Origin of the sequence: Clostridium sp. HV4-5-A1G (assembly GCF_900184915.1) — a bacterium.
Lineage (GTDB): Bacteria > Bacillota > Clostridia > Clostridiales > Clostridiaceae > Clostridium_B > Clostridium_B aromativorans.
Map to the genome: position 1 here is coordinate 1 of NZ_FXYI02000313.1, position 1,854 is coordinate 1,854.

The following is a 1,854-nucleotide window of genomic DNA, read 5'->3' on the forward strand; positions in this document are numbered from 1 at the left end:
GCTCAAAAGAATTGCTGGTTTATTCTCATATAAGTTTCCCTATATTTATTCTGTTCAATTTTCAAGGATCATCTCAAGCTGCCTGCTCTTCTTTAAGACAGCTTTTATAGTATATCATCTGTATTTACCCTTGTCAACAACTTTTTTAAATTTTTATTTATAAGTTGATATACCCTGCTTTCTGCTGCAATTTCAGACAACGTGTTTTATTGTAGCACAGTCTATTGCTTTGCAGTTTATTATATCCTACGTATTTCAAGCTTATTTCTTTATTTCTCTCCCTTTATGCCTGCCTCCTTACTTTTTCACATATAGATACTCCCGGTCATGTTCATATATAACTTTACTTTTTGTATTAAAATCTTCTAAGTTAATTATACGCCTATTTTTAAAATACATTTTATTTTGATTTACAATTAAGGGCAAATACCGCCCCATTCAACAACAGTAAATCCATTACGCTTAAATTCATCTATTTTAGGTTCTTTAATTTCTAAATTTTCGTCATCATTAAGGGGCACAAAGTAAAAATAAACTCTTAAAGTAGTATTATTTTTGATATATTCTATTGAGCTGGATATGGCAGCAGAATCATCACCATCTACTAATATCAGTGGTGCTGAATATTTTCCTGCTATTGCCGAAGCTACCAGATCATCTGCATACATATTATTAGAATAAAATCACTCTAAAGTCAAGACTTATTGAATCCGCAGATCTTTTATAATGGCTCTTATAATATTTTCAAGATCCTATACAAATTCTAAATTTACGTTTGTACGGATTCCATATAATTTCAATTAGACAGAATTAATTTTATAAAAAGTTATATGATCCTTCCATTTCCCATTTACAAATAAATATTTTTTATTTAATCCAAGCTCCTTAAATCCACAACTCTTTAATACTCTTTGGGATTTTATATTATCTACCAAAGTAGATGCCTCAACTCTATGTAACTCTAATTCATCAAAAGCATAATCCAAAACTAACTTCAACGCTTCTTTCATGTATCCTTTGCCTTGTTCATCTTCATCTATAGAATATCCTATAAATGCACTTTTCAATACTCCTATTATTATATTTGATATCTGTATCTTGCCTATAAACCTCTTATTTTTGAATATGCCAAAATTAGCGTTTTTGCCACATAGAAATTGCTTATAGCTTTCAATTAAATTTCTCTTTTGCACTTCCAATGTATAAAAGCTTTTCTCTCGTTCTGGTTCAAATTCACTTAGATAAACTTGATTTTTTACATAATAATTTAATGCATCCACTGCATTTTCCGGTGTTAATATGGATAACACTATATTATTTCCTCTTATATGTAATCCTCTATTTATATGCATACTTTTAGTTTTATCGAGATCCAGTCCAAATAATATTTCATTTTTATATCCAGAATCAGCTTTTATGCTTCTCGATATTATACCCTCAAGTTCAAAGCCTAAATCAGTAAATGCTGATATATTTATATCCTCATGTGCTATTATATTTATTTTACCCAGCTCAATTTTGTGAAGAAGAATTTGTATAAAATTTTCCAGAGTATTTTTAAGCAATTTATAACTGCTCTCTCCCCATTTATAAAATTTTATCCTAATCATACTATATTTATTTATTTTAGAAAGTTCAATTATAAATATTCTTCCTATAGTAATACCCAAATTATCTCTTATTATATATTCACTGTCACTACCTTTGACTAAATCAATGGATATAAATTGTTCTTTCAGCATTTCATCGCTCACAATTGTACATTATGATATGTATCTTATACACATCTGACGCTGCCCACGAAGCTAGAAGTGTAGATATCGGTGGTCGCCGTATCATTAAAAAAAAAAAGGG

At 29.2% G+C, this 1,854-nt stretch carries 2 protein-coding genes; both read right to left on the reverse strand.

What is annotated here, in order from left to right; genetic code table 11:
• Nucleotides 1-416 precede the first annotated feature (416 nt).
• Nucleotides 417-668 (reverse strand): cell wall-binding repeat-containing protein, encoded by a 252-nt coding sequence (locus tag J5G60_RS18115; RefSeq protein ID WP_150358700.1) that lies wholly within the window; start codon nt 666-668, stop codon nt 417-419.
• A gap of 132 nt (nt 669-800) precedes the next feature.
• Entirely contained in the window at nt 801-1,742 is a 942-nt protein-coding gene (locus J5G60_RS18120; protein ID WP_150358699.1) for a GNAT family N-acetyltransferase, read from the reverse strand.
• Between the last annotated feature and the right edge of the window lie 112 nt (nt 1,743-1,854).

Bases quoted from the DNA above. Each gene is read 5' to 3' on its own strand.
- J5G60_RS18115 (WP_150358700.1), bottom strand. From the start codon at position 668: ATGTATGCAGATGATCTGGTAGCTTCGGCAATAGCAGGAAAATATTCA.
- J5G60_RS18120 (WP_150358699.1), bottom strand. From the start codon at position 1,742: ATGCTGAAAGAACAATTTATATCCATTGATTTAGTCAAAGGTAGTGAC.